The organism is Nocardia sp. NPDC041819, from assembly GCF_055590505.1.
This window is the reverse complement of sequence record NZ_JBVJAP010000004.1, coordinates 175,046-199,055: the sequence shown is the minus strand read 5'-3', so window position 1 is coordinate 199,055 and position 24,010 is coordinate 175,046. Positions and strand designations below refer to the sequence as shown.

Here is a 24,010-nt window from a genome sequence, read left to right as displayed (position 1 = left end):
CGCCTGGCGAGCACCGCCCCGGTTCCCTCCCCACCACGGCCGAGCGGGGTCCCATGGCCGCGCACCGATATGGACGATTGACCAACTTCGCGCTACCGTCTGGTGGATAACGACGAGACGGAGCTCACATGACGGTGTCCGATCCCGCACCCGGCACGCGGCGGATGGGGCTGGGGCTGGCCGAACTGGCGGCCGCGATCGCCGGCGGCGCGATCACGTCGACCGATGCGGTCGGCGAGGCGCTGGATCGGATCGACGCGGCCCAGGGAACGCTCAACGCCTTCCGGATCGTGCGCCGCGAGCGGGCGCTGGCCGAGGCCGCCGACGCCGACCGGCGCTTGGCCGCGGGCGAACGGCTGCCACTGCTGGGGGTGCCCGTCGCGGTGAAGGACGACACCGATGTCGCGGGTGAGCCGACCGCGTTCGGCTGCGGCGGCGATTTCGCGCCGAAGACCGAGGACGCGGAATCGGTCCGCCGCCTGCGTGCCGCGGGCGCGGTGATCGTCGGGAAGACCAATACCTGCGAACTGGGCCAGTGGCCGTTCACCAGCGCCGCGTGGTTCGGGCACACCCGTAACCCGTGGGACCGCACCAGGACGCCGGGCGGGTCCTCCGGCGGCGCTTCGGCAGCCGTCGCGGCCGGACTGGTCCCGGCGGCCCTCGGGTCCGACGGCGCGGGCTCGATCCGCATCCCGGCCGCCTGGACGAATCTGGTCGGCATCAAGCCACAGCGCGGACGCATCTCGACTTGGCCGGAGGCCGAAGCGTTCTACGGCCTCACCGTGAACGGGCCGCTGGCGCGCACCGTCGCGGACGCGGCGCTCCTGCTGGATGCTGCGTCAGGTCCGCACCCGGGAGATTTGCACACGCCGGAGCCGATCAGCGCCTCGGACGCGGTGGGGCGCGATCCGGGCCGGTTGCGCATCGCCCTCTCGCTGCGTATTCCGTTCACCGCGACCAGAACCGCCCTGGATCCCGAGGTCGAGCGAGCCGTCCGACGCACCGCCGAAACCCTGCGCGAGCTCGGGCATACCGTGACCGTGGCCGACCTGCACTACGGCATCCTGATCGGCGCCTCGTTCCTGCCGCGTTCACTCGCCGGAATCCGGCGGGTATACCACCGCATGCACGGCCTCGAGGTAGACCCGCGCACCGCCGCCAACGCCCGGATCGGGCGCGTACTCGACGGCCCCGCCCTCTACGCGGCACGGCAACTGGAACCCCTGCTGCACAGGCGAATCGGCCACTTCTTCCGCCACTACGACGTCGTCCTCGCACCCACCACCGCGACTCCCCCGCCGCGCGCCGAGGAGATCGACGGCATCGGCGTCAACGCCACCAACAACCTCATCACCGCGGCCTGCCCCTACACCTGGCCCTGGAACGTCCTCGGCTGGCCGAGCATCAACGTCCCCGCCGGCTTCACCGCCGCCGGTCTCCCCATCGGCGCCCAACTGATGGGCACGGCGAATTCCGAACCTCTGCTGATCTCGTTGGCCGCCCAGCTCGAATCGGAACTCCGATGGGACCGCCACCGCCCGGACCCGTGGTGGTGATCTGACTCGAATCCGGCTCGGGCCGTGCCGGTTCCGACCCGAGCGACGCGCCGAATCAGGCTCGGCATCCACCTGCGCGATGTACCTTGTGGGATGCGCCGAGTCCACGCATGTGTCGGTACGGCCGCTGCTGTGCCCTCGCGGGTTCCGAGCGCCGATGCCGCGACTCTCGGCCGAACCCGGAACGCGAGGAGGACCCCGATGGCCGACCGTCATTCGGTAGACGCTCATGTCTTGGTGGTGCTCGACGAGGAACTACTGCCGCCTCAGCACCGCGGAGACGTATCCGCAGGCCAGTAACGCCTTAGATGATGCGATCGGGCCGAGGGCGTTGTCTTGCTGAGCAGATCCGACTTGATTGCACGGGCGTATGCCCGCTTCGCCCAACACTTGAGCAACGAGCTCGAGAGGCTCGCGAGGGTTGACGCCGAACACGGCGTCCGGCCCTTCGCTCGGGAAGCCGAGGGTGCGGCCCGAGTACTCACCGACGCCGACAGAGGTTTTCGCCACGAATTCGCTACCGGCGACCCGTCGTTCCCGCATCCCCTGTTGGAACCCGGATCCACCCCGCCGGATCGTTTCTACAACGGCGCACGCCTATGGCAGGTCGATCAGGTGTTTCCCAGGGCTTTTCGCGGAAGAGAAGCCTCAGCCGAGGACGGCTATATCCGTACGGCGTCGCACAGTACCGCCGGAGACGTCGTATACCTGACCGACGGCACAGACATCGCCGGAGTGTACGGAACGATCACGAGCTGGACCGATGTTCGCGACGGCACGATGCGGTTCCACCCCGCGGGCATGGTCCTGGGTATCGACCCCAACCGTATCCGGGTGAATCCGATGATCGAAGAGGGGCATTCGGCGGCCAACTTCATCGAAGGCGTCAGCGACCGCGTATTCACCACCCCGGGCCGGGTGGACACATCCAAGATCGTCAGCGTCGAATTCCAGACCTACGACGACATCATCGCCAACCCCGAGGTAACCCTGGTCGCCGACGGGTTCCCCGGCTTCGAAGGCCTGAGTCAGCAGGCGCTACGCGACCCCGCGGTAGTCGCCGATCGCCTCGCCACCGTCGCCGACGCCGTGCGCAGGAACTACCCGACGATCGACGTCACCACCGGCGCCAACCATCTCTCCAGCGACGAAGCGATCAGAACCTTCCTGGCGACATGAGCAACGACAGCGCTGCGCCCGCCATCATCCCCAGAGGGTCTTCATGGCAACCGACGACCGAACCGCTCAGAACCCGAGTTTGCCCAGCTGTTTGGGATCCCGCTGCCAGTCCTTGGCCACCTTCACGTGCAGGTTCAAATAGATCCGGGTGCCGAGGATGTGTTCGATCTGCTTGCGGGCGTTGGTGCCCACTTCTTTCAGGCGGGAGCCGCCCTTGCCGATGACGATGGCCTTCTGGCTGGGGCGCTCGACGTAGAGCAGGGCGTGTACGTCGAGCATGTCCTCGCGCTCCTCGTAGGGCAGGACTTCCTCGATGACCACGGCGAGTGAGTGCGGCAGTTCGTCGCGTACGCCTTCGAGCGCGGCCTCGCGGATGAGCTCGGCCATCAGCGTTTCCTCCGGCTCGTCGGTGAGTTCGCCGTCGGGGTAGAACGCCGGGCCCTCCGGCATCTTCGAGGCGATGACGTCGACGAGGACCTCCACCTGCTCGCCCTTGACCGCCGACACCGGCACCACGTCGGCATCCGGGCCGAGTAGCCGGGAGACGGCCATCAGTTGTTCGGCGACTTGGTCGCGGCTCACCTTGTCGATCTTCGTGACCACGCCGAGCAGCGTGGTCTTCGGCGCCATCTGCCTGATCTGCTGCACGATCCAGCGGTCGCCCGGACCGATCTTCTCGTCGGCCGGGATGCACAGCGCGATCACGTCGACTTCCGAATAGGTGTCGCGCACAAGGTCGTTGAGCCGCTGGCCGAGCAGGGTGCGTGGGCGGTGCAGACCGGGGGTGTCGACCAGGATCAACTGCGTGTGCTCGCGGTGCACGATGCCGCGAATCGTGTGCCTGGTGGTTTGCGGGCGCGAGGAGGTGATCGCGATCTTCGCACCCACCAGCGCGTTGGTCAGCGTCGACTTGCCGGTGTTGGGGCGACCGACGAAACAGACGAATCCGGAACGGAATTCCCGCGCGTCAGCCACCGCGAACCTCGCTGGATTCGGCGCTCACCGCGTCGGCCGCGTCGGCGGAGTCGTCGACGATCTCGAACACCGCGCCGTCGCGGTCGGTGAAGATGATCCGCGCCTCCGCCGACACCTCACGCACCGCGGTCACACCGAAGTCGGACAACCGCCCGCCGACCACGACGGCCGCCTCGAATCCTTCCGCGCCGCTGGACAACGCCGCCGCCACGGCTGCTTGCAGCGCCGTCAGCCGCAGCGCGGTCAGCGTGACCTCACCGGCGGCGTAGGTGCGGCCGTCGGTGTCCCGGATCGCCGCTCCGCTCGCCCCGCCGGTACGGCCGAGCGCGCCCCTCGCCAGCACCACCAGCTTGTTGTCCTCGGCGTCCAGTTCGGTCATTCGCTGTCTCCGTCCTCGTCGCGATCGGCAGGGATCTCCCGCTCCGATCCGTTGGCCTTGCGCTTGCCATTGGCATTGTCCCCGTTGGTCTTCCCCGCGGGGACCTTCTCGCGCGCTTTGCGTACCACTACGGTGTTCACCCGCATCCGGCCCCGCGCGTCCGCGCCGCCTTCGCCGCGCAGCACCAGCCCGTGCGCCTCGATCTTCGACCCGGGCAGCGGCACGCGCCCCAGCTCGTGTGCGAGCAGGCCGCCGACGGTGTCGACGTCCTCCTCGTCGATCTCCAATCCGTACAGCTCGCCGAGGTCCTCCACCGGCAACCGGGCCGAGACGCGATAACGGCCGTCACCGAGATCCTCGATGGGCGGGGTCTCGTCGGTGTCGTACTCGTCGGCGATCTCACCGACGATCTCCTCGAGCACGTCCTCGATGGTCACCAGACCCGCGATGCCGCCGTACTCGTCCACCAGCAACGCCATGTGGTTGCGCCTGCGCTGCATCTCGTCGAGCAGGCTGTCGAGCGGTTTGGAGTCGGGCATGAACACCGCGGGCCGCATCACCTCGCGCACCCGCACCTTGCGGCTGCGATCGGTGTACGGCACCAAATCCTTCAGATAGACCACGCCGAGGATGTCGTCGACGTTCTCGCCGATCACCGGGATCCGCGAATGCCCGGAACGCACCGCCAGCGACATCGCCTGCGCCGCGGTCTTGTCCGCTTCGATCCAGACCATCTCGGTGCGCGGCACCATCACCGCACGCGCCGGTGTGTCGCCGAGTTCGAAGACCGACTGGATCATGCGCCGTTCGTCGTCGGCGACCACACCGCGCTCACCGGCCATCTCGACCACCTCGCGCAGCTCGATCTCCGAAGCGAAGGGGCCGTTGCGAAAACCCTTACCCGGGGTGATCGCGTTACCGATGAGGATCAGCAGCCTGCTCAGGGGGCCGAGTAGCGCGCCGATGAACTGCAGCGGCAAGGCCGCGGCCAGCGCGATGGAGTACGCGTGCTGCCGGCCGAGCGTACGCGGGCCGACGCCGATCACCACGTAGGACACCAGCACCATCACCAGCGCGGTGACCAGCAGCGCCCAGTTCTTCCCCCAGACCGTCATCAGCCCCGCCGCGAGCAGCACCGTGGCGCCGATCTCGCACAGGATGCGCAGCAGCACCATGAGATTCACGTAGCGCGCCCGGTCGGCGACGACCCGGCTCAACCGCACCGCGCCGGGCCGGTCGGCGCGCATCATGTCGTCGACGCGGGCGGGCGAAATCGTGTTCAGGGCGGAATCGACACCGGCGAAAACCCCACCCACCGAGATGAGCAGGACCGCGAGCAGAACGAGGGTCAGCGAATTCACGCTTGACCCGAGGAGTCACCCGGTGTGGTGAAGCCCGCCTTGCCAAGCAACCGCGCGTCGCGTTCGGCCAGCTCGGCGCGCCGCCGAGCTTCCCGCAGGCTCTCGTACCACTCCTCGAGCAGCCGGGCCTGCAACGCGAACATCTCCTTCTCCTCCTCCGGCTCGGCGTGGTCGTAGCCGAGCAGGTGCAGGACGCCGTGCACGGTGAGCAGGGCGAGTTCGTGATCCAGGGAGTGCCCCGCCTTGCGGGCCTGCCCGGCGGCGAACTCCGGGCACAAGACGATGTCGCCGAGCATGGACGGGCCGGGTTCGGGGCTGTCGGGCCGCCCGCCCGGCTCGAGCTCGTCCATCGGGAAGGACATGACGTCGGTCGGGCCGGGTAGGTCCATCCAGCGCATGTGCAGATCGGCCATGGTGTCGAGATCGACGAGCACCATCGACAGCTCCGCGGCCGGGTGCACGTCCATCCGGGCGATCACGAACCGCGCGACGCTGACCAGCTCTTCTTCGGGTACGTCGATGCCCGACTCGTTGGCGATCTCGATGCTCACCCGAACAGCCTACGATCCCCGCTATCGCGTCGGCGGAGCGGAGCCCCGCCCGGCGAGACGAGTTATCGCCGGTCCGACCGGTTCGCCGCGCGGCGCTGCGCCCGGTTGCCCGCGTAATGCGGGGCGACCTGCGGGCGCGTCTGGGACTCGAAGCGGTCGTAGGCGTCGACGATGTCGGAGACCAGCCGGTGGCGAACCACATCGCTGCTGGTCAGCTCGGCGAAGTGGATGTCTTCGATCTCGGTGAGGATCTCGCTGGCGGCGCGCAGGCCGGATCGGGCGCCGTTCGGCAGATCGACCTGTGTCACGTCACCGGTCACCACGATCTTGGAGCCGAAGCCGAGGCGGGTGAGGAACATCTTCATCTGCTCGGCGGTGGTGTTCTGCGCCTCGTCCAGGATGATGAACGAATCGTTCAGTGTGCGCCCGCGCATGTAGGCCAGCGGCGCGACCTCGATGACACCGGCCGCCATCAGCTTCGGAATGGCCTCCGGATCCATCATGTCGTGCAGCGCGTCGTAGAGCGGGCGCAGGTACGGATCGATCTTCTCGTTCAGCGTGCCGGGCAGGAAGCCGAGCCGCTCCCCCGCCTCGACCGCAGGGCGGGTGAGGATGATCCGGTTGACCGACTTGGACTGCAGCGCCTGAACCGCCTTGGCCATGGCCAGATAGGTCTTGCCGGTACCCGCGGGGCCGATGCCGAACACGATGGTGTTTGCGTCGATCGCGTCGACGTAGCGCTTCTGGTTCAGCGTCTTGGGCCGGATGGTCTTGCCCCGCCGGGACAGGATGTCCAGGCTGAGCACTTCCGCGGGGGAGTCGCTGGAGCCCTCGGTGAGCATGGACACGGTGTGCCGAACGGCCTCGGGCGTCACCACGCGGTTGCGGCCGGTGAGCGCGACGAGCTGCTCGATCACCCGCTCGGCGAGCGCGACATCGGCCGCCTTGCCGGTGAGGGTCACGGAATTGCCGCGGACGTGAATGTCCGCGTCGAGCAGCGTTTCCAGTTCACGAAGGTTCTGGTCGGCCGAACCGAGGAAGGGGAACACGGATTCGGGAGCGAGTTCGATACTCGAGCGCACTGTGCGCGCTGCGGGACCCGAACCGTTGTCGCCGGCGCCGATGCCCGCCGCTGGGGTGGCCGGGTCGCCGATCTCGCCTTGTGTTCTCAAAAGTGGCTAATGCCTGCTTTCCGGTCTCGACTGCTGTATGGAGAGAAGTTTAACCCGCCCCACCGACACCGCCCAGTGAATATGCTGCCGGCGCAATCAGGTCCTCACGGGATTCCCCCACGTCGCCGCGCCCAATCCTCGGTGAAGTCACGAAAGCGCCGCACCGCCTCCGGTGGCGTCGCCGCGGCGGACCAGACCAGCCCCACCGAGCGAGCGGCGCCCGCGTCCGCCAGCGGCACCGTGGCCGGGCCGGACAGCGGTCCCGCCGACAGCGGGTCTTCGCCCGGCAGGATGGCCAGGCCCAACCCCGCCGACACCAGCCCGGCCACGGTGACGAGATCACTCGATTCGAACGCGATCCTCGGCCGGATATCCGCGGCGGCGCACAGTTCGTCGAAGATGCGCCGCATCCCGAAGCCGTGGTGCATGGTGACGAACTCCGCGTCGGCCACCTCCGCGAGCCGGACCTGCCGCCGCCCGGCCAACCGATGTTCCGGCGGCACCGCGAGGACCAGCGGCTGGCGCAGCACGGCGCGCCAGCCGATGCCCGCTGCGGCGGGGCGCGGCGAGACGATGCCCAGATCGGCTTCGCCCGCGAGCACCCGCTCGGTCACCGCTTCGGCCGCGCCCTGCCACAAGGTGATCGTGATCCGGCCGGAAACGCGCCGGAAACCGCTGATCAGCTGCGGCACCAGCGAGCCGCCGAAAGAGTGCTGAAACGACAGCCGAAGCACGCCCCCGGCCGGATTGGACCGATCGGCGAGCGCCTGTTTCGCGGCGTCCAGTTCGGATTGCGCGCGGCGGGCGTGCTCGTAATAGATCCGCCCGAACTCGTTGAGAGTGATCCGCTTCCCGTGCCGATCGAACAGTTCGACACCCACCCTGCGTTCCAATCGGGCCAGCATGCGCGACAGCGTCGGCTGCGCGAGGTGCAACCGGTCCGCGGCCGCACCCACCCGCTCCAGTTCGGCGAGTGTCGTGAACCACTCCAGATCCTCACCCAGCACGCTCCGGCCTCCCTATATGCGATCAACGCATGAACTCGGCTCTCATTATTCATTTCCGTTCTCAATAACGGCTGGTGATGCTGGTCGAAAGGAGGAAGCCATGTCCACGACTCCGAGCGGGGTGGCACGGGACGCCGCCCACGACCGCAGGATCACCACCGCGCTGTTCGCGGCCGGCTTGACGACCTTCGCCTCCATGTACAGCGCCCAAGCGCTGCTGCCCAGCCTTTCGGCCGCGTTCGGCGCGACGCCCGCGCGAGCGGCGCTGGCCGTCTCGCTCACGACCGGATTCCTCGCGCTGGCGATCATCCCGGTGAGCGCGCTCTCGTCGCGGATCGGCCGGACCAAGGTGATGACCGGTTCCGCCATCACGGCGGCGGTGATCGGATTGCTGCTACCGCTGAGCCCCTCATTGGATGTGCTGCTCGCCGGACGCGCGCTTCAGGGCGTCGCCCTGGCAGGTGTGCCCGCGGTGGCTATGGCATATCTGGCGGAGGAGATCGGCGGGGACGGGTTGGGCGCCGCGATGGGCGTCTATGTTGCGGGCACCACGATCGGCGGGCTGGCCGGGCGGTTGATTCCGGCGTTCACCTCGGACCTCGCGTCCTGGCGGTGGGCGCTGGCAGTGGCCTCCCTCGCCGCCGCGGCCTGCACCGTATGGTTCGTCCGGTGGCTGCCGCCGTCTCGCGGCTTCGTCCCGCGGCCCGCCGGGATCCGCACGGTGCTCGGCGACCTGGGCAGCCAGTTGCGCCATCGCGGACTGCTCGCGCTGTTCGGACTGGCGTTCGTGCTGATGGGCGGGTTCGTCTCGATGTACAACTATCTCGGCTACCGGCTGACCATGGCGCCGTTCAGCTTGCCGGAAGCGCTGGCAGGGCTGGTTTTCGTGCTGTATCTGGCCGGAACGGCGGCGTCGGCGGCGTCCGGACGGCTCACCGATCGGATCGGCAGGCAGTGGGTGCTCACGATCTCACTGCTGGCGATGACATTCGGGCTCGTCCTCACGATTCCCGATCACCTCGGTGCCGTGATACTCGGCGTATTGCTCTACACCGCAGGCTTTTTCGGTGCGCACACCGCGGCGAGCGCATGGGTGGGCACGATGGCCGAAGGCAATCGGGGCGCGGCGTCGTCGCTGTATCTTTTCGCCTACTACCTGGGCAGCGCGCTGGTCGGCGGCGCGGCCGGGATCGCTTACGCCCGAGCCGGATGGCTCGGCCTGACCTGCGGCATCGGCTTCCTGATGGTCCTCGCGGCGTTACTGCTGGGCGTATCGCATCGAGCGCAGCGCGAGGCGGCGAGGCGCGCCACTCCCGCCTCGGAAGCGGCACCTGTCCGGGTCTGACCGAGCACCGAACCGATTGTCGCGCCACACGGGGGAATCGTCACCAGCGCGGTGTCAGCGCGCCGAGCGCGCCGAGGGCGACCGCCGCCGCGGTGGAGGTGCGCAGAACCGTCGGACCGAGCAGGGTCACGTCCGCGCCCGCCTCGGTCAAAGCGGCGAGTTCCGCGTCGTCCAGCCCGCCTTCCGGACCGACCACGAGGAAGATTTCGGTGGCGCCGGCGAAGGGCAATTCGGTGAAGCGAGCGGTACCGGATTCGTGCAGCGCCGCGACGATCGCACCGGCGGCCTTGGCCTTCCGAACCAGCTCCAGCAGCTCTTTCGTACGGTGCAGATCGGCGACTTCCGGGATGTAGGCGCGGCGGGACTGCCGGGCGGCCGAACGCGCCGCGGCCCGCCACTTGTCCACCCCTTTGGCGGCCTTGGCCTCCCAGTTCGCGACGCAGCGCGCGGCCTGCCAGGGAACGACGGCGTCGGCGCCGGCCTCGGTCATCAGCTCGACCGCCAGCTCGGAACGGTCGGATTTCGGCAGCGCCTGCACGACGGTCACCGGCGGCGTCGGCGGGGCCGCGAGCCTCCGGTCGCGCACCGCCAGCTCGAGCCGGTCACGGTGCGCGGCGACGACTTCCGATTCGGCGAGCACGCCGCGCCCATCGGAGAGGGTGATCGGCTCGCCGACCCGGATACGGCGCACCGTGGCGGCGTGCCTGCCCTCCGGTCCGTCGAGCACCGCGACCGCACCCGGCTCGGGCACCTCGTCGAGGTAGAAGACCGTCGCGGCCACCTAGCGCCCGCTGAACGAGGCACGCAGCCGCGCGAACAGGCCGCTGTTGTGCTCGGACTGCGCCGACATCACCTCGGCGCGTTCGCGCTCGCGCATTCCCTTGTACTTGCGCAGCAGTTCGGTCTGCTTGCTGTCCAGCTTGGCCGGGATCACGATGTCCAGGTGCGCGAGCAGGTCGCCGCGCGCGCCGGAGCGCAGCCGCGGCATGCCGTGCCCGCGCAGCACCGAGATCTCGCCGGGCTGGGTGCCCGCCGGAATGGTCAGCTCGGTGGGGCCGTCGAGGATGGTGTCGATCACGACGGTGGTGCCCAGCGCCGCGTCGACCATCGGCACCCGGATGGTGCAGTGCAGATCGTCGCCGTCCCGGACGAAGACGTCGTGCGGCTGCTCCACGATCTCGACATACAGGTCACCCGCGTGACCGCCGCCCGGGCCGACCTCGCCCTGCGCGGCCAGCCGCACCCGCATACCGTTCGCGACGCCGGCGGGAATCGGGGCGGCGATCTCGCGGCGCGCCCGCACCCGGCCGTCGCCACCGCACTTGTGGCAGGGGTCGGGGATGGTCTCGCCCGCGCCGCGGCAGGTGGGGCACGGGCGCGAGGTCAGCACCTGGCCGAGGAAGGACCGTTGCACAGACTGGACTTCGCCCGCGCCGCCGCAGGTTTCGCAGCGCACCGGCTTGGAGTTGCCGTTGGTTCCGGAGCCCTGGCAGATGTCGCACAGGATCGCGGTGTCCACGGTGAGGTGCTTGGTCACGCCGACCGCGCATTCGGCCAGGCTGAGCCGGGTGCGGATCAGCGAGTCGGCGCCGGGCTGGACGCGGCCGCGCGGCTTGCGCGCGCCGGCCGATCCGCTCATGCCGCCGAAGAACGCCTCGAACACGTCGCCGAGCCCGCCGAAGCCCGCGCCGTTGAATCCGGCCCCGCCGCCGCCGGATTCCAGCGGGTCGCCGCCCATGTCGACGATGCGCCGCTTCTCCGGGTCCGACAGCACCTCGTAGGCGGTCGACACTTCCTTGAACCTGGCCTGCGCCGCCTCGTCGGGGTTGACGTCGGGGTGGAGCTCACGCGCCAGCTTGCGGTAGGCCCGCTTGATCTCCTGATCGGTCGCGTTCTTCGCGACGCCGAGCAGTCCGTAGTAGTCCCGTGCCACTTGAGTTCTCTAGTCCTTGGTCGTTCTCGACGGTGCCGCCGGTGCCCGCGCCGCGTTCGAAGCGCGCCGGCAACAGCATTAGTCTTGTGCACTCAACTTTATCCGGCCGAAAGGTCGAGCGTAGCAGTGGCGTCTCCCCGCGCTGGTCAGGTCAGCGCTCGGCGAGGACCTCACCGATGTATCGGGCCACGGCCGCCACCGATGCGATCGTGCCCGGGTAGTCCATCCGGGTCGGGCCGAGCACCCCCATTCCGCCGAGCACCGCTCCCGCCGCGCCGTAGCCGGTGGACACCACCGAGGTGCCGCGCATCTGCTCTACCTGCGTCTCCTCGCCGATCCGCACCGTGACCGTCCCCGGATGCTGGGCCGCGGCGAGCAGCTTGAGCACGATGACCTGTTCTTCCAGCGCCTCCAGGACCGCGCGCAGCGAGCCGGGGAAACCGAAGTCGGCGGCGTTGCGGGTGAGGTTGGCGGTGCCACCGAGCACCAATCGCTCCTCGGGGTGCTCCACCAGGGTCTCCACCAGCACCGTGGACACCCGCACCAGCACGTCACGCAGCCGCACCGGCGCGTGCTCGGGTAGCTCGGCGACCGCCGCCGAGGCCGAGGCCAGGCGCTTGCCGTCCATCGCGCCGCCGAGCATGCCGCGCAGCGCGGCCAGGTCCTCGTCATCGATCAGCGCGCCGAGTTCCACCAGTCGCTGGTCGACCCGGCCGGTGTCGGTGATCACCACCAGCAGCAGGCGCGCGGGATTGAGCGCGACCACCTCGATGTGGCGGACCGTGGACGCCGAGACCGTCGGGTACTGCACGACGGCGACCTGCCTGGTCAGCTGGGCCAGCAAACGGACGCCCCGGCGCAGCACGTCATCGAGATCGACACCGGACTCCAGGAACTCCATGATCGCCCTGCGCTCCGCCGCCGACAGCGGCTTCACCTCGGAGATCCGATCGACGAACTGCCGATAGCCCTTGTCCGTCGGGATGCGCCCGGAGCTCGTGTGCGGCTGGGTGATGTAACCCTCGGCCTCGAGCACCGCCATGTCGTTGCGCACCGTCGCGCTGGAAACACCCAGGTTATGCCGCTCGACCAGCGTCTTCGACCCGATCGGCTCCTTGGTCGCGACATAGTCCGCGACGATCGCGCGCAGGACCTCGAAGCGCCGATCCTCGGTGCTCGACATCGGCCCCACCTCCTCGCTCTTCGTCTCCGATCACGCCGTACCCGGCGCCGACGCACCGCGGCCACCACGCATCGCAGGCGAATCACGGTTCGTCCGTCCCGTCAGTCTAATTGTCGATACCCGGAGCGCTCGCCTGCAACGCCTCCTATATCAGCGGGGGACGGCGCCGTCGATCAGCGCGGCCACGGCGTCGGGCCGGGAGACCAGCGAGGCGTGCGAGGCGTCGATCTCACTGGTTCGCGCTCCCATCCGCTGGGCCATGAAGCGCTGGGAGGACGGCGGGATGACCCGGTCCGCCGCCGAGACCAGATACCAGCTCGGCGTGCCCGACCAGGAAGGCGGCCCGGAGGGCTCGAGGTTGGCCTTCACCGCGATGGAGTGCTGATGGGCGATCATGTCGGCCGCGGCCGCCGGCCCGACGTCCTGGGCGAAGACGGCGTTGAAGCTGTCGGGCGCGACATAACCGTCCACATTCTTCCCGGCGACACCCGTGCCGTCGTCGACGACCTTCACCTGCAACGCGGGCGGCAGCAACTGGCTGCCCGGGAAGCGGATCGGGTCCAGCGCCGCCTGGGCGACCTCGCCTTGCACCGGTGCGAACGCCGCGACGTAGACGAGTGATTCGACCTTCGGGTCGCGCACGTTGCTGATCACGAAACCGCCGTAGGAGTGCCCCGCCAGCACGACGGGACCGCTGATCGTGTCCAGCGTGCGCTGCACGGCGGCCGCGTCGTAGGCGGGCCCGCGCAGCGGGTTCTCCGGCGTGACGACGCGATAGCCGCGCTCGCGCAGCACGGCGGCGACGCCGTCCCAGCTGGTCGTGTCGGCGAAGGCGCCGTGCACGAGCACGATGGTGGGCAGCGGCTGCGCCCGCGCGGGCCCGGCGGACACCGTGGCGGCGAGGGCGAGGGCGAGCGCGGCCACGGCGCGGCGCAGGCAATGTTTGCTGGTCATGGGTTCTGTGCTCCTCATTGCTCCAGGAAGTCCAGCAGATCGGCGTCGAACGCCTTCTCATAGTCGCCACACAGGCCGTGCGGGGCGCCCGGATACACCTTCAACTGGGCTCGGGGCAGCAATTTCGCCGTTTTGGCGCCCGCCGCGGCGAACGGCACGATCTGGTCGTCGTCACCGTGCGCCACCAGCACCGGGATGTCGATGCCCGGCAGCTCGGCGGTGAAATCGGTCTCGGAGAACGCCTTCACGCAGTCGAGCGCCCCCTTGAGCCCGACCTGCATGCCCATCAGCCAGAAGTGGTCGCGCAGCCCTTGCGAGACCTTCGATCCCGCGCGGTTGGCGCCGTAGAACGGGACCGACAGGTCCTTCCAGAACTGTGATCGATCGGCGGCCACACCGGCGCGGATGTCGTCGAACGCCGCGATCGGCGTCCCTTCCGGATTGCCGCCGGTCCGCAGCATCAACGGCGGAACGGCACCGAGCAGCACGGCCTTGGCGACGCGCGAGGTGCCGTGCCTGGACAGGTACCTGGTCACCTCCCCGCCGCCGGTCGAGTGCCCGACCAGAGTCGCGTCCTCGACGTCCAGCTCGTTGAGCACCGCGGCGAGGTCGTCGGCGTAGTGGTCCATGTCGTGCCCGTCCCACACGTCGCTGGAGCGGCCGTGCGCGCGCCGATCGTGCGCGATGGCGCGATAGCCGTTGCTCGCCACCAGGTTCATCTGGTTGTCCCAGGCATCCCCGTTCAGCGGCCAGCCGTGGCTGAACACCACGGGACGTCCCGCTCCCCAGTCCTTGTAGTAGATCTCGACGCCATCGGTGGTGGTGATCGTCGGCATGGCAGTTCCCTTCGATCTGGCTGGATGGTCGGATTACGCGTCACCGGACTCATGGCCGCACCGGCGCGCCTCCTGGGCCGAACCGGAGGCCGGGCTTGATCGATCGCCGTTCGACAGCGTATGACGGGCGACCGCCGGAAAAACGACTCTCCGTGCACGATCTTCGGCTCAGAATGCACGGCCGGATCGGGGTGTCCGTGCGAGGATTGCCGAATCTGTCTCATTTGCGACGGAGGCTGTGATGACGGTCCTGTTCGATTCGGACACCATCGCGCCGCACGAGCGAATGGCCGCAGTGGCCGCGGCGCTACAGGAGGCATCGGTCCCGTCCCATGTGGTGCTGGACGGGCCGGACGAGCGTGTCCACGCCACGGTCGACGTGTGGCGGTTCGGCGAGGCGAGCATCTTCCGCACCCGTACCTCGGCCGTCCAGCTGGTCCGGACGCCGAAGCAGGTACGGACCTCACCCGCGCCGGTGCTGGCGGTCGCGGTGCAGCAGGCCGGTGAGGGTCGATACGACCAGGGTGACGTCCGGCGCGTGGTGCGACCGGGCGATCTGCACGTCATGGACCTGAACGCGCCCTACGATTTCGGCTGGCGCGGTGAGGGCGCCTCGACCTGCCTGCACGTGCCGCTGGATCGACTCGGCCTGCCCGCCGAGCTGATCAGTCAGGCCGCGACGAGAGTGCAGGACAGCCCGCACTACCGGCTGGTGGCCAACCACATCGTCCAGCTGACCGCCGACGCCGACGCGCTCAGCGCCGACCCGGCGGCCGCGCTGTCCGGCTGCGCCAGCATCGAGTTGATCCGGGCGCTGCTGTTGTCGGCAGGCGGCGACGACGGCAACGGGTCCGTCGTCCCGACCGACATCCTGCTGTCGGGCATCCGCGCCTATGTCCGGCGCAACCTGGCCGATCCCGACCTCGGCGCGCAACAGATCGCCAAGGCACACAACATGTCGGTCCGGCAGCTGTACAAGATCTGCGCGAACGCGGGGTACAGCCTGGAGCAGTGGATCATCAGCCAGCGGCTGGAGCAGGTGCGCGGCGATCTGGCGCGACCGGATCAGAAGCACCGGACGATCGCGATGATCGCGCGGCGCCGGGGTTTTCGCGATCCGAGCCATGTCGCCCGGCGTTTTCGCGCCGCCTACGGACGCTCGCCTCGGGAATGGCGCAGGATCGCGCTCGCCACGGACGAGCCGTAGCGGTCAGCGGCGATCGGCGACTTTCGCTTGCTTGCCCGCCTCGGCGTCGAGGCCGAGCATCGCGAGTAACGACTCGCAGTCGGCGGCGTTCTCCGCGTAGCTGGCGACGGTGCGGGCGGCGACGGCGCACTGGCGCGCATTCGCCGCCTTCTCCGCCGCTCGCGCCTCCGCGAATTCGCCAGGTTCATGGATAAGGGTGATGTGCCGTGCCGACGCCATGTGTCTCCTTGGGGGTTGGTCGCAGACTACGCGGCCGGTCGGCGCCGCGTTACCGCAACGAGACACAAAGTTCGTCGTCTCGATGAATTCGTGATCTTCGCCGCGATCATTCGAGCAGCTCGCGGACCACACCGTCGGCCAGGAGGCGGCCGCGATCGGTGAGGACGAGCCGGTCGTCGGCGGTGCGCGCAGCCAAGCCGTCGGCGACCACCCGGTCGACGGCGACGAGGGCGGAGGAGGCCAGATCGGCCAGCGGCAGGCCGGTGCGCAGCCGGACGGCGAGCATGACCCGCTCGGTGTACCGCTCGTCCGCGCTGAGGGCTTCCCAGCCGGCGGCGGGCAACGCGCCCGTGGCGGCTCGATCCGCGTACCGCGCGGGGTGCTTGACGTTCCACCACCGCACGCCGCCGACGTGACTGTGCGCGCCCGGACCGGCGCCGAGCCAGTCACCGCCGTCCCAGTAGCCGAGGTTGTGCCTGCAAACCGCGGCGTCGCCCGCGGCCCAATTCGACACCTCGTACCAGTCGAGCCCCGCCGATCGCAGTCGCGCGTCGATCCGTTCGTAGCGGGCGGCGAGCACGTCGTCGTCCGGCGCGGGCAACTCGCCACGGCGGACCCGCCGGGCCAGCGCGGTGCCGTCCTCCACGATCAGCGAGTAGGCCGAGACGTGATCGACGCCCGCGGCGAGTACCGCGTCCAGGCTGGCGTCGAGATCGGCGTCCCGCTCGCCCGGCGTCCCGTAGATCAGGTCCAGGTTGACGTGCTCGAATCCCGCGGCGCGGGCTTCGCCCGCGGCGGCGACGGCGCGCCCGGGGGTGTGCGTGCGATCGAGCACCTTCAGCACGTGCGCCGCGGCGGACTGCATGCCCAGCGAGACCCTGGTGAACCCGGCCGCCCGGATGCGCTCGAAGAATTCCGGCGAGGTGGATTCCGGATTGGACTCCGTGGTGATCTCGGCACCGGCGGCGAGGGTGAACTCGGCGCGCACGGCGTCCAGCACCGCGGCGAGCCCGTCACCGCCGAGCAGGGAGGGCGTCCCTCCGCCGACGAAGACGGTGGAGACCTCCGGCGTAGGGCTCGGCAGCGCGGCGAAATCCCGCGCGGCGGCGGCCAGCTCCTCCCGCAACGCCGCCGCCCAGGACTGCGGCGACGCGGACGTGCCGAGTTCGCCCGCGGTGTAGGTGTTGAAGTCGCAGTAGCCGCAGCGTGTGGCGCAGAACGGCACATGCACGTAGATCCCGAACGGGCCGCCGCCGAAATCGCGCAACACCGGCACGGACGTGTCGGCGCTCGCGGACGCGACGGAAGAATTCACCTGTCCAGTGTGAACGTCGCCGACCGCGTGCCGACGGCCGGGACTCCGCCGCGCGCCGAGCGACCTCGGATTCCCGGCTCGGGCCGATTCGCGCGGTGAACCCTCGGCCGTCGTGCCCGGTGGACCGGGACCCGTCGTGCACCGTGACCCCTTCGATCGCGGGAACGACTTGGACCCGGACCGATGGTGACCGTCTCAGTCCGACACGACCGGCGTGTTCTGGTTGGCGGTGAGCAACCAGCGGCCGTCCTCCTTGGCCATCACGTACATCGGACTGCCTTCGCTGTCCAGCGCGCCGTCCGGGGTGAAGTAGCGCTGGCGCACCTTGACCGCGGCCACGTCGGGCCGGATGAACAGCACGTGCTCGACCTCGTAGGTCGCCGTGCCGTGCGCGGTGGCCCCCGGCAGCACGCGGGCGGTGAACTCGGCGATGGCGGCGCGTCCGTAGAGTCGGCGACCGTGTCCGGTGGTCCAGATCGCGTCCTCACGGAACAGCGCGACGAATTCGTCGACGAGTTCGTTCCGCTGGGCGTGCTGGACGCTCGCGACGACCGCACGGATGGCCTCGATCTCTGCGGCGGTGTCGACCGCTGGGGTACTCATGGCGACGAGCGTGCTACCTCGAGCCGACTCGAGGTCAAGCGGCGTGCGCAGCATCACAAACGATGCGGCGGTCGTATCACACGCTCGGTTCGTGCCCCGAACTATGACTGCCGTCACAAACCGGGTCGAACGTCCAGGGGATTTCCCGCGAAATGGCGGGAAATACCGGACGGGGGGTCGGAAGGCCCTGGCTGACGTGGCACAATAGGCCGCATGCGCGCTTTGGAGATTCGACTGGTGGCACGTCGCCACGTCGATTACAAGCGCGTGTGCAGCGCCTGCTGTCTGCCTCGTTCCCCTCGGTAGTTCAGCGCGCCCCGATCCCGGGTCCCCGGCGATCCCCGACTTCATCGGCCCGCTGACACCGCAGGCGTGAGTCAGCCCCTCACGCCCTTCAGCAGGATGTACCACCCACCCCGCAGGAGCGACCCCATGACGTCGAGCACCGACGCCGGTCCGACCGATCAGCCCACGCCCGAATCCCAGCCCGGGCATCGCGCGCGTCCCGACCGCCCGGCCTCCGAACGCCGCGTCCGCCCGGATCGCCCGCGTCCCGAGGCGACCTCCACCGGCCCGCGCGTGCGCACCGGCAAGCCCGTTCGCCGCAAGGCCGAGGGCCAGTGGGCGCTGGGCTACCGCGAACCGCTGAACCCGAACGAACAGTCCAAGAAGGACGACAACCCGCTCAACGTCCGCGCGCGGATCGAGAACATCTACGCCAGGACCGGCTTCGACGGGATCGACAAGGGCGACCTGCGCGGCCGGTTCCGCTGGTGGGGCCTGTACACCCAGCGCGAGCAGGGCTACGACGGCACCTGGACCGGCGACGAGAACATCGATCTGCTCGAAGCCAAGTACTTCATGATGCGCGTGCGCTGCGACGGCGGCGCGCTGAATCTCGCGCAACTGCGCACGCTCGGTCAGATCTCCACCGAGTTCGCTCGCGACACCGCGGATCTGTCCGACCGGGAGAACGTGCAGTACCACTGGATCGAGGTGGAGAACGTCCCCGAGATCTGGAAGCGCATCGAAGCGGTCGGACTGAAGACCACCGAGGCGTGCGGCGACTGCCCGCGCGTGGTGCTCGGGTCTCCGCTGGCGGGCGAGTCGCTGGACGAGGTCATCGACCCGACGCCCGCGATCGAGGAGATCGTGCGCCGCTACATCGGCAAGAAGGAGTACTCCAACCTGCCGCGCAAGTTCAAGACCGCCATCTCCGGCCAGCAGGACGTGGTGCACGAGATCAACGACGTGGCGTTCATCGGTGTCGAGCACCCCGAGCACGGCCCCGGCCTCGACCTGTGGGTCGGCGGCGGCCTGTCCACCAACCCGATGCTCGCCCAGCGGGTGGGCGTGTGGGTGCCGCTGGACGAGGTGCCGGACGTGTGGGAAGCCGTCGTGTCGGTGTTCCGCGACTACGGCTACCGCCGCCTGCGCACCAAGGCGCGCCTGAAGTTCCTGATCAAGGACTGGGGCATCGAGAAATTCCGCCAGGTGCTCGAGGACGAGTACCTGAAGCGCAAGCTGATCGACGGTCCCGCGCCGCAGCAGCCGACCAAGCCGATCGACCACGTCGGCGTGCAGCGGCTGCGCAACGGGCTCAACGCCGTCGGCTTCTCTCCCATCGCGGGCCGGGTGTCGGGCACCGTCCTGACCAAGGTGGCCGACGCGGTGGAGCGGATCGGCTCCGATCGTGTCCGGTTCACCCCGTATCAGAAGCTGATCGTGCTCGACGTTCCCGACGACAAGGTCGACGCGCTGATCGACGAGCTAGAGCCGCTCGGCCTGCAGGCGCGGCCCTCGCTGTGGCGGCGCAATCTGATGGCCTGCACCGGCATCGAGTTCTGCAAGCTCTCCTTCGCCGAGACCCGCAAGCGCTCCCAGGCGCTGGTGCCGGAACTGGAGGAACGGCTCGCTGATCTGAACGCGCAGCTGGACGTCCCGATCACGATCAATATCAACGGCTGCCCGAACTCCTGCGCCCGCTCGCAGATCGCCGATATCGGGTTCAAGGGACAGCTGGTCGACGACGGCAACGGGAATCACGTCGAGGGCTTCCAGGTTCACCTCGGTGGCAGCCTCGGCTTCGACAGCGCCTTCGGACGCAAACTGCGCCAGCACAAGGTGACCACCCAGGAACTGGGCGACTACATCGACCGTGTGGTGCGCAACTTCGTCAAGCAACGTACCGACGGCGAGAGGTTCGCCCAGTGGGCGGTCCGCGCCGACGAGGCCGACCTGAGATAAGTGTCGACGGGAGATCAACTGTGACAACCCAACTCGCGGACAAGCTGTCCGAGGACGAGCTCCGCGCCATCGCCGCGCGCGGTGCCGCCGAACTGGACGGCGCCTCGGCGACCGAACTCCTGCAGTGGACCGAGAACACCTTCGGCACGAACTACATCGTGGCCTCCAACATGCAGGACGGAGTGCTGGTGCACCTCGCGGCGGGCATCCGCGCCGGCGTCGACGTGCTGTTCCTGGACACCGGCTACCACTTCGCCGAGACCATCGGTACCCGGGACGCGGTGGAGGCCGTGTACGGGGTGAACGTGATCAACGCGCGGCCGGAACACACGGTGGCCGAACAGGATCAGCTGCTCGGCAAGGATCTGTTCGCCCGTGAGCCGAACGAGTGCTGCCGGTTGCGCAAGGTCGTCCCGTTGCAGAAGTCGCTCGCGGGATACAACGCCTGGGTCACCGGCATCCGCCGGGTGGAGGCGCCGACCAGGGCGAACGCGCCGCTGGTCTCGTTCGACGAGGCGTTCGGACTTGTGAAGATCAACCCGATCGCGCCGTGGTCCGACGACGAGATGCAGGACTACATCGAGAAGCACGGCATCCTCGTCAACCCCCTGGTGGAGGAGGGGTATCCATCCATCGGCTGCGCTCCGTGCACACGGAAGCCGGAGCCGGGAGCCGATCCGCGAAGCGGCCGTTGGGCCGGCCTCGCCAAGACCGAGTGCGGGTTGCACACAGCATGACCGAGTCAGGGCCCGGAGGAGGCAGCCCGCGTAACCACGCAGGGCCCCCTCGGGCATGCGAAGAAAGACACAGCATGACCGAGTCAGGGCCCGGAGGAGGCAGCCTGCGTAACCACGCAGGGCCCCCTCGGGCATGCGAAAAAGGACACAGCATGACCGAAACCATCCAACGTTCGTTCGGCATCACCGATTTCGACACCCTCGCCGCGCTGGAGTCCGAGGCGATCCACATCTTCCGCGAGGTAGCGGGCGAGTTCGAGCGGCCGGTGATCCTGTTCTCCGGCGGCAAGGACTCCACCGTGCTGTTGCATCTGGCGCTCAAGGCGTTCTGGCCCGCGCCGCTGCCGTTCGCGCTGCTGCACGTGGACACCGGGCACAACCTGCCGGAGGTGCTGGAGTTCCGGGACAAGGTGGTCGAGCGCTACGGTCTGCGCCTGCACGTGGCGAAGGTGGAGGACTACCTCGCCGACGGCAGGCTCACCGAGCGCCCGGACGGCATCCGCAATCCCTTGCAAACCGTCCCGCTGCTGGACGCGATCAGCGAGCACCGGTTCGACGCCGTGTTCGGCGGCGGACGCCGCGACGAGGAGCGCTCGCGCGCCAAGGAGCGCATCTTCTCGCTGCGCAACGCCTTCGGCCAGTGGGATCCGAAGCGCCAGCGCCCCGAACTGTGGAACCTGTACAACGGGCGCCACGCGCCGGGCGAGCACGTGCGGGTGTTCCCGCTGAGCAACTGGACCGAGCTGGACATCTGGCGCTACATCGCCCGCGAGGACATCGATCTGGCGAGCATCTACTACGCGCACGAGCGTCCGGTGTACCTGCGCGACGGCATGTGGATGACGCCCGGCGTGTGGGGCGGCCCGCGCGAGGGCGAGGTGCTGGAGACCAGGTCGGTGCGCTATCGCACCGTGGGCGACGGCTCCACCACCGGCGCCATCCTTTCCGACGCGGCCGACAACGAGGCGATCCTCGCCGAGGTCGCCGCGTCCCGACTGACCGAACGTGGTGCGACCCGCGGCGACGACCGGGTTTCCGAAGCCGCGATGGAAGACCGCAAGCGAGAGGGTTATTTCTGACATGTCCGACCTATTGAGGCTGGCCACCGCCGGTTCTGTCGACGACGGCAAGTCCACTCTGGTCGGACGCCTGCTCTACGACACGAAATCCGTTCTGGCCGACCAGATCGACGCCGTCACCCGCGCGTCGGTGGACAAGGGTCTCGCCACACCGGATCTCTCGCTGCTCGTGGACGGGTTGCGCGCGGAACGCGAACAGGGCATCACCATCGATGTCGCCTACCGTTACTTCGCCACTCCCCGCCGCTCTTTCGTGCTCGCGGACACCCCGGGGCACGTGCAGTACACCCGCAACACCGTGTCCGGCGCGTCCACCGCGCAGCTGGTGATCCTGCTCGTGGACGCGCGCAAGGGCGTCATCGAGCAGACCCGCAGGCATGCCGCCGTGCTCGCGCTGCTCGGCGTGCCGAAGCTGGTGCTCGCGGTGAACAAGATCGATCTGGTGGACGACGCCGCCGCCGTGTTCGCCGCCATCTCCGCGGAGTTCAACGAACTCACCAGCACGCTGGGCTGGTCGAGCGAGGACGTGCTGGAGATCCCGGTCTCGGCGCTGCACGGCGACAACATCGCCTCCCGGTCGGACAACACCCCGTACTACAACGGTCCCTCGCTGATCGAGCACCTGGAATCGGTGCCGGTCGACGCCGACAGCACCGGCAGTCACGCACTGGGCCTCCGGTTCCCCGTGCAGTACGTGATCCGCCCGCGCACTGCCGAATACCCGGACTATCGCGGGTACGCCGGACAGATCGCGGCGGGTGTGGTGGCTCCGGGCGACGAGGTCGTGGTGTTGCCCTCGGGCATCCGCACGACCGTCGAGCGGATCGACACCCCGGACGGCGAACTCGCGGTGGCGCAGACCGGGCGCAGCGTCACGCTGATCCTGGCCGACGACGTCGACATCTCCCGGGGCGACATCATCGCCTCGGCCGCCGACGCGCCGGAACCGGTCGACACCTTCGACGCCACCGTGTGCTGGCTGGGTGACAAGCCGCTGCGGCCGGGTGCGCGACTGCTGCTCAAGCACGGCACCCGCACCACCCAGGCGATCGTCGGCACGCTGCTGGAGCGCTTCGACGAGCAGCGGCTCGCGGCAGATCCGAGCCCGGAGGCTTTGGAACTCAACGACATCGGGCGCATCTCGGTGCGGGTCGCCGAGCCCATCCCGGCCGACGACTACCGGGCGAACCGGCACACCGGCAGCTTCCTGCTGATCGACCCGGCCGGTGGCAACACTCTGGCGGCCGGTCTGGTCGGCGATGTGCTGTCCGCCGTAGAGGTCGGCACCGGAGCCTGACATGGCAGCGCGGCGAGCACTTTTCGGCACTCCGCCTGCGGGCCGTCCGGGCCTCGTGACCCCCCGGGCCGGGCTCGGCGGGAGCGCACCGCGACCGCCCGCGCTGATCGCGGTGGCCCACGGCAGTCGCGATCCCCGCTCGGCCGCGACGGTCGCGGAGGTGGTCGGCGCGGTCGCGGCCGCGCGCCCGGAGCTCGACGTCCGTACGGCGTTCCTCGATCTCACCGCCCCGTCGGTCGAACAGGTCGTGGATGCCGTTGCCGCCGAAGGTCATACGCATGCCGTGGTGACACCGCTGCTGCTCGGCAGCGCCTTCCACGCCAGGGTCGACCTGCCCGGACTGCTCGCCACGGCAGGCGCGCGCCATCCCGGGCTGCGGTTGACCCAAGCCGACGTGCTCGGCGTGGATGCCGGATTGGTCGGTGCGTTGCGCGACCGGGTCCTCGCCGCCGGTGGCGCCGCGCACGCCTCAGCGGGCCGGCGCCCGGGTGTCGCGGTCGCGGCGGTCGGATCGTCGTCGGCCGCGGCCAACGCCCGGACCGCCGAAGTGGCCGCCCGCTTGGCCGCCCGCACCGGCTGGCGTACCGAGATCTGCTTCGCGACCACCGATCCGTCCGTCTCGGAGGCGGTCTCGCGACTGCACGCCCGCGGCGCGGACCACGTGCTGGTCGCGCCGTGGTTCCTCGCACCCGGCTTGCTGACCGATCGCCTGGCCCACGCCGCGCCGCAGGCCACCCACGCCGACGTGCTCGGCGCGCATCCGGCCCTCACCCAGGTCGTCCTGGATCGCTACCACGCGGCGATCGCGGAGACGCGCGCGCTTTCGGCCTGAGGGCGTACGCGAGAAGGGCCGCGGACGATCGCCCCTGTTCTCT

General features: G+C 69.3%; 24 protein-coding genes. 10 read left to right on the top strand and 14 right to left on the bottom strand.

Features of this window, described 5'->3' with window-relative positions:
* Positions 1-128: 128 nt before the first annotated feature.
* Complete coding sequence (locus ACZ6DL_RS15470; protein WP_466051559.1) at positions 129-1,556, top strand: amidase; 1,428 nt, start codon at positions 129-131, stop codon at positions 1,554-1,556.
* A 390-nt stretch (positions 1,557-1,946) separates the two neighbouring features.
* Positions 1,947-2,735 (top strand): hypothetical protein, encoded by a 789-nt coding sequence (locus ACZ6DL_RS15465; protein ID WP_466051558.1) that lies wholly within the window; start codon positions 1,947-1,949, stop codon positions 2,733-2,735.
* 66 nt (positions 2,736-2,801) lie between these two features.
* Here the strand turns inward: ACZ6DL_RS15465 and era are convergent, their stop codons facing one another.
* From era to ACZ6DL_RS15435, 6 genes are all read right to left on the bottom strand, one after another.
* Positions 2,802-3,710: a GTPase Era gene (gene era, locus ACZ6DL_RS15460; protein WP_466051556.1), complete on the bottom strand. Its 909-nt coding sequence runs from the start codon at positions 3,708-3,710 to the stop codon at positions 2,802-2,804.
* Complete coding sequence (locus tag ACZ6DL_RS15455; protein ID WP_466051555.1) at positions 3,703-4,089, bottom strand: cytidine deaminase; 387 nt, start codon at positions 4,087-4,089, stop codon at positions 3,703-3,705. Before ACZ6DL_RS15455 ends, era begins: the two co-directional genes overlap by 8 nt.
* Positions 4,086-5,450: a hemolysin family protein gene (locus ACZ6DL_RS15450; protein WP_063049200.1), complete on the bottom strand. Its 1,365-nt coding sequence runs from the start codon at positions 5,448-5,450 to the stop codon at positions 4,086-4,088. Before ACZ6DL_RS15450 ends, ACZ6DL_RS15455 begins: the two co-directional genes overlap by 4 nt.
* Positions 5,447-6,001 carry an rRNA maturation RNase YbeY gene (gene ybeY / locus ACZ6DL_RS15445; protein ID WP_040865608.1) on the bottom strand — a complete coding sequence of 185 codons (555 nt, stop codon included), beginning with the start codon at positions 5,999-6,001 and terminating at the stop codon, positions 5,447-5,449. The genes ACZ6DL_RS15450 and ybeY overlap by 4 nt, the downstream gene beginning before the upstream one ends.
* A 62-nt stretch (positions 6,002-6,063) precedes the next feature.
* On the bottom strand, positions 6,064-7,125 hold the full coding sequence (locus ACZ6DL_RS15440; RefSeq protein ID WP_466051988.1) for a PhoH family protein: 1,062 nt from the start codon (positions 7,123-7,125) through the stop codon (positions 6,064-6,066).
* Between the two features lie 152 nt (positions 7,126-7,277).
* The gene (locus tag ACZ6DL_RS15435; RefSeq protein WP_466051552.1) at positions 7,278-8,180 is read right to left on the bottom strand and encodes a LysR family transcriptional regulator; all 903 of its coding nucleotides are present in this window, start codon (positions 8,178-8,180) and stop codon (positions 7,278-7,280) included.
* A 100-nt stretch (positions 8,181-8,280) separates the two neighbouring features.
* Here ACZ6DL_RS15435 and ACZ6DL_RS15430 point away from each other — a divergent pair, with 100 nt between their 5' ends.
* On the top strand, positions 8,281-9,525 hold the full coding sequence (locus tag ACZ6DL_RS15430) for an MFS transporter (protein ID WP_466051550.1): 1,245 nt from the start codon (positions 8,281-8,283) through the stop codon (positions 9,523-9,525).
* A gap of 40 nt (positions 9,526-9,565) precedes the next feature.
* Here the strand turns inward: ACZ6DL_RS15430 and ACZ6DL_RS15425 are convergent, their stop codons facing one another.
* From ACZ6DL_RS15425 to ACZ6DL_RS15405, 5 genes are all read right to left on the bottom strand, one after another.
* Complete coding sequence (locus tag ACZ6DL_RS15425; RefSeq protein ID WP_466051548.1) at positions 9,566-10,306, bottom strand: 16S rRNA (uracil(1498)-N(3))-methyltransferase; 741 nt, start codon at positions 10,304-10,306, stop codon at positions 9,566-9,568.
* Positions 10,307-11,458, bottom strand: a complete 1,152-nt coding sequence (dnaJ, locus tag ACZ6DL_RS15420; protein ID WP_040865605.1) for a molecular chaperone DnaJ — start codon at positions 11,456-11,458, stop codon at positions 10,307-10,309.
* Positions 11,459-11,609: 151 nt separating this feature from the next.
* On the bottom strand, positions 11,610-12,641 hold the full coding sequence (gene hrcA / locus ACZ6DL_RS15415) for a heat-inducible transcriptional repressor HrcA (RefSeq protein WP_062969765.1): 1,032 nt from the start codon (positions 12,639-12,641) through the stop codon (positions 11,610-11,612).
* A gap of 150 nt (positions 12,642-12,791) precedes the next feature.
* Positions 12,792-13,595: an alpha/beta fold hydrolase gene (locus ACZ6DL_RS15410; RefSeq protein ID WP_466051545.1), complete on the bottom strand. Its 804-nt coding sequence runs from the start codon at positions 13,593-13,595 to the stop codon at positions 12,792-12,794.
* Between the two features lie 14 nt (positions 13,596-13,609).
* Positions 13,610-14,431 (bottom strand): alpha/beta fold hydrolase, encoded by an 822-nt coding sequence (locus tag ACZ6DL_RS15405; protein WP_466051544.1) that lies wholly within the window; start codon positions 14,429-14,431, stop codon positions 13,610-13,612.
* A 241-nt stretch (positions 14,432-14,672) separates the two neighbouring features.
* Between ACZ6DL_RS15405 and ACZ6DL_RS15400 the strand changes: the two genes are divergently transcribed.
* Positions 14,673-15,638 carry an AraC-like ligand-binding domain-containing protein gene (locus ACZ6DL_RS15400; protein WP_466051542.1) on the top strand — a complete coding sequence of 322 codons (966 nt, stop codon included), beginning with the start codon at positions 14,673-14,675 and terminating at the stop codon, positions 15,636-15,638.
* A gap of 3 nt (positions 15,639-15,641) precedes the next feature.
* Here ACZ6DL_RS15400 and ACZ6DL_RS15395 read toward each other — a convergent pair whose 3' ends face one another.
* From ACZ6DL_RS15395 to ACZ6DL_RS15385, 3 genes are all read right to left on the bottom strand, one after another.
* Positions 15,642-15,857 carry a hypothetical protein gene (locus ACZ6DL_RS15395; protein WP_357117230.1) on the bottom strand — a complete coding sequence of 72 codons (216 nt, stop codon included), beginning with the start codon at positions 15,855-15,857 and terminating at the stop codon, positions 15,642-15,644.
* 106 nt (positions 15,858-15,963) lie between these two features.
* Positions 15,964-17,172 carry a radical SAM family heme chaperone HemW gene (hemW, locus tag ACZ6DL_RS15390; RefSeq protein WP_466051540.1) on the bottom strand — a complete coding sequence of 403 codons (1,209 nt, stop codon included), beginning with the start codon at positions 17,170-17,172 and terminating at the stop codon, positions 15,964-15,966.
* Positions 17,173-17,367: 195 nt separating this feature from the next.
* A complete protein-coding gene (locus ACZ6DL_RS15385; protein ID WP_466051538.1) occupies positions 17,368-17,775 on the bottom strand; it encodes an SgcJ/EcaC family oxidoreductase in 408 nt (135 codons plus the stop codon).
* A 213-nt stretch (positions 17,776-17,988) separates the two neighbouring features.
* Between ACZ6DL_RS15385 and ACZ6DL_RS15380 the strand changes: the two genes are divergently transcribed.
* From ACZ6DL_RS15380 to ACZ6DL_RS15355, 6 genes are all read left to right on the top strand, one after another.
* A complete protein-coding gene (locus ACZ6DL_RS15380; protein ID WP_357037344.1) occupies positions 17,989-18,081 on the top strand; it encodes an Ms4527A family Cys-rich leader peptide in 93 nt (30 codons plus the stop codon).
* A 126-nt stretch (positions 18,082-18,207) separates the two neighbouring features.
* Positions 18,208-20,022 (top strand): nitrite/sulfite reductase, encoded by a 1,815-nt coding sequence (locus tag ACZ6DL_RS15375; RefSeq protein ID WP_466051536.1) that lies wholly within the window; start codon positions 18,208-18,210, stop codon positions 20,020-20,022.
* A gap of 20 nt (positions 20,023-20,042) precedes the next feature.
* Entirely contained in the window at positions 20,043-20,759 is a 717-nt protein-coding gene (locus tag ACZ6DL_RS15370) for a phosphoadenylyl-sulfate reductase (protein WP_466051534.1), read from the top strand.
* A gap of 152 nt (positions 20,760-20,911) precedes the next feature.
* Positions 20,912-21,838 carry a sulfate adenylyltransferase subunit CysD gene (gene cysD / locus ACZ6DL_RS15365; RefSeq protein ID WP_466051533.1) on the top strand — a complete coding sequence of 309 codons (927 nt, stop codon included), beginning with the start codon at positions 20,912-20,914 and terminating at the stop codon, positions 21,836-21,838.
* 1 nt (position 21,839) lies between these two features.
* Complete coding sequence (locus tag ACZ6DL_RS15360; protein WP_393235470.1) at positions 21,840-23,135, top strand: sulfate adenylyltransferase subunit 1; 1,296 nt, start codon at positions 21,840-21,842, stop codon at positions 23,133-23,135.
* Position 23,136: 1 nt separating this feature from the next.
* Positions 23,137-23,967: a sirohydrochlorin chelatase gene (locus ACZ6DL_RS15355; protein WP_466051530.1), complete on the top strand. Its 831-nt coding sequence runs from the start codon at positions 23,137-23,139 to the stop codon at positions 23,965-23,967.
* Positions 23,968-24,010: the final 43 nt, after the last annotated feature.

Excerpts from the sequence above, each read along its gene's own strand:
- ACZ6DL_RS15470 (WP_466051559.1), top strand. The coding sequence starts at position 129 with ATGACGGTGTCCGATCCCGCACCCGGCACGCGGCGGATGGGGCTGGGG.
- ACZ6DL_RS15455 (WP_466051555.1), bottom strand. The coding sequence starts at position 4,089 with ATGACCGAACTGGACGCCGAGGACAACAAGCTGGTGGTGCTGGCGAGG.
- ACZ6DL_RS15430 (WP_466051550.1), top strand. The coding sequence starts at position 8,281 with ATGTCCACGACTCCGAGCGGGGTGGCACGGGACGCCGCCCACGACCGC.
- hrcA (WP_062969765.1), bottom strand. The coding sequence starts at position 12,641 with ATGTCGAGCACCGAGGATCGGCGCTTCGAGGTCCTGCGCGCGATCGTC.
- ACZ6DL_RS15410 (WP_466051545.1), bottom strand. The coding sequence starts at position 13,595 with ATGACCAGCAAACATTGCCTGCGCCGCGCCGTGGCCGCGCTCGCCCTC.
- ACZ6DL_RS15405 (WP_466051544.1), bottom strand. The coding sequence starts at position 14,431 with ATGCCGACGATCACCACCACCGATGGCGTCGAGATCTACTACAAGGAC.
- ACZ6DL_RS15400 (WP_466051542.1), top strand. The coding sequence starts at position 14,673 with ATGACGGTCCTGTTCGATTCGGACACCATCGCGCCGCACGAGCGAATG.
- ACZ6DL_RS15395 (WP_357117230.1), bottom strand. The coding sequence starts at position 15,857 with ATGGCGTCGGCACGGCACATCACCCTTATCCATGAACCTGGCGAATTC.
- ACZ6DL_RS15385 (WP_466051538.1), bottom strand. The coding sequence starts at position 17,775 with ATGAGTACCCCAGCGGTCGACACCGCCGCAGAGATCGAGGCCATCCGT.
- ACZ6DL_RS15380 (WP_357037344.1), top strand. The coding sequence starts at position 17,989 with ATGCGCGCTTTGGAGATTCGACTGGTGGCACGTCGCCACGTCGATTAC.
- ACZ6DL_RS15375 (WP_466051536.1), top strand. The coding sequence starts at position 18,208 with ATGACGTCGAGCACCGACGCCGGTCCGACCGATCAGCCCACGCCCGAA.
- cysD (WP_466051533.1), top strand. The coding sequence starts at position 20,912 with ATGACCGAAACCATCCAACGTTCGTTCGGCATCACCGATTTCGACACC.
- ACZ6DL_RS15360 (WP_393235470.1), top strand. The coding sequence starts at position 21,840 with ATGTCCGACCTATTGAGGCTGGCCACCGCCGGTTCTGTCGACGACGGC.
- ACZ6DL_RS15355 (WP_466051530.1), top strand. The coding sequence starts at position 23,137 with ATGGCAGCGCGGCGAGCACTTTTCGGCACTCCGCCTGCGGGCCGTCCG.